This window comes from Limosilactobacillus sp. DJ3M12 (genome assembly GCF_947381695.1).
GTDB lineage: Bacteria > Bacillota > Bacilli > Lactobacillales > Lactobacillaceae > Limosilactobacillus > Limosilactobacillus kinnaridis.
In genome coordinates this window covers 60,602-67,374 of sequence record NZ_CANCWY010000008.1, presented here as the reverse complement: position 1 = coordinate 67,374, position 6,773 = coordinate 60,602, and the positions used below count along the sequence as shown (strand labels likewise).

At 39.3% G+C, this 6,773-nt stretch carries 6 protein-coding genes; 3 read left to right on the top strand and 3 right to left on the bottom strand.

Going from position 1 to position 6,773, the window contains the following annotated elements:
* Positions 1-220 precede the first annotated feature (220 nt).
* The 3 genes from QOS06_RS05980 to yidA are packed head-to-tail and all read left to right on the top strand — an operon-like array spanning position 221 to position 3,235.
* Entirely contained in the window at positions 221-1,045 is an 825-nt protein-coding gene (locus QOS06_RS05980; protein WP_003671291.1) for a lipoate--protein ligase family protein, read from the top strand.
* A 1-nt stretch (position 1,046) separates the two neighbouring features.
* On the top strand, positions 1,047-2,414 hold the full coding sequence (locus tag QOS06_RS05975) for an HD domain-containing protein (RefSeq protein ID WP_003671292.1): 1,368 nt from the start codon (positions 1,047-1,049) through the stop codon (positions 2,412-2,414).
* Complete coding sequence (gene yidA / locus QOS06_RS05970; protein ID WP_003671295.1) at positions 2,414-3,235, top strand: sugar-phosphatase; 822 nt, start codon at positions 2,414-2,416, stop codon at positions 3,233-3,235. Before QOS06_RS05975 ends, yidA begins: the two co-directional genes overlap by 1 nt.
* 70 nt (positions 3,236-3,305) lie before the next feature.
* Here yidA and QOS06_RS05965 read toward each other — a convergent pair whose 3' ends face one another.
* The 3 genes from QOS06_RS05965 to glmU form a co-directional block, all read right to left on the bottom strand.
* On the bottom strand, positions 3,306-4,049 hold the full coding sequence (locus QOS06_RS05965) for a hypothetical protein (protein ID WP_283595655.1): 744 nt from the start codon (positions 4,047-4,049) through the stop codon (positions 3,306-3,308).
* A gap of 289 nt (positions 4,050-4,338) precedes the next feature.
* Positions 4,339-5,328: a ribose-phosphate diphosphokinase gene (locus QOS06_RS05960; protein WP_003671298.1), complete on the bottom strand. Its 990-nt coding sequence runs from the start codon at positions 5,326-5,328 to the stop codon at positions 4,339-4,341.
* 74 nt (positions 5,329-5,402) lie between these two features.
* Complete coding sequence (glmU, locus tag QOS06_RS05955; RefSeq protein WP_003671300.1) at positions 5,403-6,770, bottom strand: bifunctional UDP-N-acetylglucosamine diphosphorylase/glucosamine-1-phosphate N-acetyltransferase GlmU; 1,368 nt, start codon at positions 6,768-6,770, stop codon at positions 5,403-5,405.
* Positions 6,771-6,773: the final 3 nt, after the last annotated feature.

Below are 6,773 nucleotides of genomic sequence, written 5' to 3'. Positions count from 1 at the left end.
TCTAATTCTATTGTTATCACCACATTTTATAGATATATACTAAATATATCATAGAACAAAAGAAAAAGCACTAACGTGCTTTAAGAGAGCGATTCATCCCCTACTTATAGAAGTGGGGGTATTCTCGCAAATTTATGGATAAATACCCCGTGAAATATCCATGTTCTCGTAAGTTCTTGTATAATATAGATATATTATTTCATAGAAAAGAAGAAGTACGATGGCTAATTTTAAGAATCAGTGTTTTCAGCGGTTTATTCAACCTTTAACTCCAGCGGATAATCTTTCGTCTTTCATCTATACCAACGCTTTGTTACGTTCAGCTAACAAACTCAAATATCCTCTTCTTCATTTTTGGACCTTAGAAGATACGGTTATTTTAGGGTTAAAAGATCAACGATTACCGCATTTATCAACTGCCCTTACTTCGCTTACGCACCGTGGTTTTCATTATTTCATGCGTAATTCAGGGGGATTAGCAGTTGTAAGTGACGACGGTATTTTAAACCTGTCAATTTTCTATCCATGGCACCTCGAAGACCATGAATTAACTATTGATGAAGCATATCAACGAATGGTCGACCTAATTCAGGCTGCTTTTCCTAGCCTAAAAATCGCTACTGGTGAAATCACTCATTCATACTGTCCGGGGAGTTTTGATATCAGCGTTAACGGCCAAAAAATCGGTGGCATTTCCCAACGCCGAAACAAAATGGGAGTTACAGTAATGCTTTACTTAAGTGTCGGTGGCAATCAGCAGGATCGGGGCAAACTAATTCGTGACTTCTATGATACAGGATTGCAGCAAAGCCAAAATAAGTGGCATTTTCCAGATGTTTGGCCGGGAGCGATGACAACTATCTCTAAAGCCCTCAACACGCAATTAAGCGTTCAGGATGCGATCCAGCGAATCCAATCAGTCGTTCAAATCATTGTTCCTGACAGCCTTAATAACTTAATGTGGTCGCCTAATTTTATATCAACCCTCAATAAAGAACTAATCAGCATGGAACGTTTACAAGAACGTTTAGAGAAAGAAGATTAATATGAATCACTTTTATGACGAAAAACTTCGCCGTGAAAAGGTTTTTCGCGATCCAATTCACGGACAAATTATTGTCGATAATCAAATTATTATGGACCTAATTAATACTCCTGAGTTTCAACGATTACGACGAATCAAGCAGCTAGGAACTTCATCATTTACCTTTCATGGAGCCGAGCATTCCCGCTTTGGCCATTGCTTAGGCGTCTATGAAATTACCCGCCAAATGTGCAACTATTTCCAGCGAAACTATCCTAGTCAGCATCCTGGCGACGGCCTATGGGATGATCACGAACGACCAGTTGCCTTATGTGCAGCCCTCCTCCATGATTTAGGGCATGGTCCTTATTCCCATACATTTGAGCATATTTTCCATACAAACCATGAGCAAATTACCCGCCAGTTGATCACCGACAGCAGCACTAATATTAATAAAATATTACAACGGGTATCTCCTGATTTTCCTCATCAAGTTGCTAGTGTGATCGACCATACTTATGAAAATCCACAAGTGGTGCAAATGATCTCAAGCCAAGTTGATGCGGACCGGATGGATTACTTGCAACGAGACGCGTATTACACAGGAACAAACTACGGAAAGTTTGATCTTGATCGTGTTCTTCATGTTATGCGACCAGTTAAGAGAGGAATTGCCTTTGAAATTTCGGGAATGCATGCGGTAGAAGATTACATTATCAGTCGCCTTCAGATGTATCTGCAAGTCTACTTTCACCCAGTTTCCCGTTCAATGGAAGTTATCTTAGACCACCTCTTAATGCGGGCAAAATATATTTACCAACATCCTAATGACTTTGAGCCCGACTTCACCCCTCATATGCTGATGCCGTTTTTTAATGGTAAGTTTACCTTGGATGACTATTTGGCGCTTGACGATGGTGTCTTAACCACCTATTTTATTCATTGGACCCATTCTCGTGATGATATTTTAAGCGACCTTGCTAGTCGTTTTCTTAACCGCCGACCATTTAAATCAGTCATTTATGATCAAAATACACAAAAACTTTTACCAACTTTACGAAAGCTCATCCAAACTGCTGGGTTTAATAGCCAGTATTACACCGCAGTCAACGATAGTTTTAAACTTCCATATGATACTTATCATCCACAAGATTCTAATACTCAAACGCAAATCGAGCTTCTCCAACCTAATGGCGATTTTGTGGAACTATCCCAAGTTAGTACCTTAGTCGCTAGCGTATCGGGACGAGAAGCCGGAGATCAACGGTTCTTTTTCCCAAAAGAGATGCTTGAAACGCGAAACAATATTGAAATTTTCGAACCAATCTATGAAGAATTTCAAAGCTATATCAAGAATAATCATATTATTAACCCAAAGGAGCAAAAATAATGGCAATTAAATTAGTCGCAATCGATATCGATGGAACATTAATCAATGACCAACGTGAAATCACACCACAAACTGTTACTGCAATAAAAAAAGCCAGCGCGCAGGGAGTAAAGATTGTCTTATGCACTGGACGTCCAATGACAGGCGTAAAAGCATACCTTGACCAATTGGGCTTAAATGATTCAGATAACGAATTTGTTATTAGCTTCAACGGTGCACTGGCCCAATCAACTAGTGGGAACGTCCTGGTAAATTACACGATGCCTTTCAATGACTATGCAGACTGGCAAACTTATTGTATTAAAGAAGGCGTCAAGTCCCAAATCGAAACGCGAGATTACATCTACACAATTAACCGGGATTTGAGTCCTTATACAGTCTACGAGTCAGACCTTGTAAGTATGCCAATTCGTTATCGTACCTTTGAAGAACTTTCTAAAATGCAAGATCAATACGTAATCGCCAAAGCAATGATGGTTGATACTAAAGAACAAATTGACAAAGCATGGGCAGAGCTTTCGGCAGAAATGCGTGACCGCTTTTCCATTGTTCGCAGCGAAGACTTTTATCTAGAATTCATGAATAAACAAGCAAGTAAAGGAAATGCCCTTCAATTACTTAGCGAAGAACTCGGAATTAAAAAAGAAGAAGTAATGGCCCTTGGCAACGCACAAAACGATGATTCAATGATCGAATTTGCTGGGTTAGGGGTAGCGATGGGAAACTCAATTCCTGGTACCTTAAAGATCGCTGACGTAACAACCGCTGATAATAATCATGATGGTGTTGGAAAAGCGATTGAAAAATATGTTCTTAAGTAAAGACAGAAATAAAAAGCAAGAAGCGTACTTTCTACACCTCTTGCTTTTATTTTTTGTCATCTTTTATATATTAAGCGATTTTTGTTACCGCTCCAGTTTGACTATTGTATTGGTAAATACCGATTAAGTTAGCAACAGTGTTATCACTATTGTTTTGACGTACTTCAAACTTGTAAACATTACCAGTCTTACCAGTTGGCATAATTTGATAACCTTGGGAGCCACTAAAGCCCATCTTGTTAGCAAATTGTTGTACTACATTATCGCTAGTTGCATCAGATGCAGCTTGGTTAGCAGCAGAGGATGATTGTTGAGTTGCTGCACTTGTAGAACCGGATTGCTTATTTGTTTGCTTGCTATTATTAGTAGATGATGAAGTTTGAGAACTAGTAGAACCCTGTGCAGAACTTACCTTGCTTTGTAAATCAGCGTATGCATTCCGCATTGCCGGACTAGTTGACTTTTGTGATTTCAATTTGTTCTTAGCACCATCATAATCGCCATTTTCATATGCTTTTTGGGCATCCATGTAGCTTTGTAAATCATCAGCAAGTGCTTCCGTTTGAGCATTATGATCATTTAATTGGTTTAACTGTTCATAAGCCCCTTCATAATCATGATTTTGGATAAGCTTATTAGCTGTACGATAAGCCTTTAAAGCTTTACTTTCGGAAGAACGGACAGACGACGATGTGCTGGAAGAACTTGTATCACTACTTGACGCAGATTGTTTACCACAACCAGCTAAGGCAAAGATAGTAGCGACTGCAGCTGTTCCAACCATTGCTTTTTTGAAAAACTTAATTGTTGTCATTTTTCTCCTCCTTATTTCACATCGTATTATAACATGAATTGATAATGACTGTTTGTCTTTCCCAAATCTTTATTTTCTTTTAAATACAGAAATGGAATATAAGAAAGGAAGCGAGACAGAAGTCACTTGTGACTTCGTTTTCGAGCCCCTGCAAGCAACAATAGGCCTCCAACGTTCGGTTTTACCGGGCGTTGGAAGCCATTGGTGTACTGTGCCATTTGTCTTTTATGAAAGTAACTTGACTTATGTCACAGTCCCTACTTATTTACTAATCTCAGTTTACTTAAGCTTACTTCTTTTCCAACTGTGCACTTTGGAATACTTGCTTAAATAGTGGACTAACCGGACGATTTTCGTTAATCCGTTTGATTGCATCCCCAATTAGTGGAGCAACCGATACCTGCTTGATTTTATCGATTTGTTTTTCTTTTGGCAATTGAATCGAGTCCGTCACAACGACTTCTTTAAGTGGTGCATTCTGTAAACGTTCAATTGCTGGGCCAGATAATACCGCATGGGTACATGATGCGTAGACTTCTTCTGCGCCGGCATCTATTAATGCTTGCGAACCTAAACTAATAGTTCCCGCAGTATCAATCATGTCATCAATCATAATACACTTCTTACCCTTAACGTCTCCAATAATATTCATGATTTGAGCAACGTTCGCCCGTGGACGCCGCTTGTCAATAATCGCAATTGGAGATTTTAAAAACTCGGCAAGTGCTCGTGCCCGTGTTACTCCACCATGATCAGGAGAAATAACAACTGCATTTTCAGCAACACCCTGGTTGATAAAATACTCTGCTAAAAGAGGAGCACCCATCAAATGATCGACAGGGATATCAAAGAACCCTTGAATTTGTGCGGCATGAAGATCAAGTGCAATAATCCGATCAACACCGGAATTTTGCAACATATTAGCAACCAACTTAGCAGTGATTGGTTCACGGCTCCGTGCTTTTCGGTCTTGACGGGCATAACCATAGTATGGCATCACCACGTTAATCGTCTTGGCACTAGCACGACGAAGTGCATCTACCATAATTAACAACTCCATTAAGTTGTCATTAACTGGGGCAGAGGTCGATTGGATGACATAAACATTGTCTCCTCGCACACTTTCCTCAATATTAATTTGGATCTCACCATCACTAAAACGATTAACAGATAATTTTCCTAAATCAACCCCGACATGCTTAGCAATCTTTTCTGCTAAGGGACGGTTTGAATTTAACGCAAAGATTTTTAAATTTTGATCAAAATATTGCTGTGTCATTAGGTCCTCCGCTGATTAATAAAAGTTATACTACTACCACTTACATAATATAAATTAGTGAGGCAAAAAGCAAGTTACCATGGTAGCTTCTTAGCATAATTTTCTTTATTAACCTGCCGTGCCCGCGCAATTGCCATATCATATTGTTCTGTACTGTCTGTAATGGTCGAACCAGCAGCGACAAATGAATCCTTGGCAATATTAACCGGAGCCACTAGGTTACTGTTACTACCGATAAAGGCATGGTCCCCAACATTGGTATGGTGCTTATTTGTCCCATCGTAGTTAACAAAGACAACTCCACAGCCAACATTAATATTCTTACCTAAAGTAGCATTACCGATATAAGTCAAATGACCGACCTTTGTTCCTTCACCAATGTAAGCCTTCTTAACCTCACAGAAGTTACCAATATGAACGTTTTCGCCAATTTCTGCTTCTGGACGCAGGTGACTATTAGGACCGATATCACTGCCATTGTGCATTTCTGCTTCTTGAAGGGTAGAAGAAATAATTTTAACCCCATCGTGAATCTTGGAATCAATGATCCGTGAACCAGCACCGATATAACAATCGTTACCAATTTCTGTATGCCCCTTGATCACAACGCCACCTTCAATAACTGTATCACGACCAATCTTAACATCAGCATCAATATAAGTTGTATCAGGATCAATCATCGAAACCCCTTCACGCATCCAATGAGTATTAATCCGGTTACGCATTACCTTGTTGGCACGTGCAAGGGCAACTCGGTCATTTACCCCCATCGATTCGTCAAAGTTATCCATCTTGTAGGCTGTTACGATCTCATTTTCTTGCTTTAAAATACCAATAACATCAGTTAAATAATACTCACCCTGAGCATTATCATTCGTGATCTTACTAAGGGCAGCAAATAGTTTTTTGTTATCAAAGCAGTAAACTCCAGTATTAATTTCCTTAATTGCCTGCTCTTGAATAGTAGCATCTTTTTGTTCCACAATTCGTTCAACGATTCCAACATCATTTCGAACAATTCGACCATAACCAGTTGGATCAGGAGCAATAGAAGTCAAAATAGTAGCCGCCGCATGCCGTTGTTCATGATATTCAAAAAGCTTTTCAAAAGTCTCAGCCGTAAATAAAGGAGTATCACCACTGACAATAATAGTTTCACCATCCTCATTTGCAAGAAGGTTTTTTGTTTGCATTACGGCATGACCAGTTCCGAGTTGTTGTTCCTGCAGCGCATATTTAGTACGGTGTCCTAATCGTTGTTCAACTGTTTCCGCCCCAAAACCAACAATTGTAATAATATTATCGATTTTGGCTTTTTCCAATTGAGTTAAAACATGCTCAACCATTGTCTTACCACAAACTTGGTGTAAAACTTTGTATAGCTTTGAGCGCATCCGTGTACCTTTACCAGCAGCTAAAATAATTGCATTACGTTTTGTCATTTC

Bases quoted from the DNA above. Each gene is read 5' to 3' on its own strand.
- QOS06_RS05980 (WP_003671291.1), top strand. From the start codon at position 221: ATGGCTAATTTTAAGAATCAGTGTTTTCAGCGGTTTATTCAACCTTTA.
- QOS06_RS05975 (WP_003671292.1), top strand. From the start codon at position 1,047: ATGAATCACTTTTATGACGAAAAACTTCGCCGTGAAAAGGTTTTTCGC.
- yidA (WP_003671295.1), top strand. From the start codon at position 2,414: ATGGCAATTAAATTAGTCGCAATCGATATCGATGGAACATTAATCAAT.
- QOS06_RS05965 (WP_283595655.1), bottom strand. From the start codon at position 4,049: ATGACAACAATTAAGTTTTTCAAAAAAGCAATGGTTGGAACAGCTGCA.
- QOS06_RS05960 (WP_003671298.1), bottom strand. From the start codon at position 5,328: ATGACACAGCAATATTTTGATCAAAATTTAAAAATCTTTGCGTTAAAT.
- glmU (WP_003671300.1), bottom strand. From the start codon at position 6,770: ATGACAAAACGTAATGCAATTATTTTAGCTGCTGGTAAAGGTACACGG.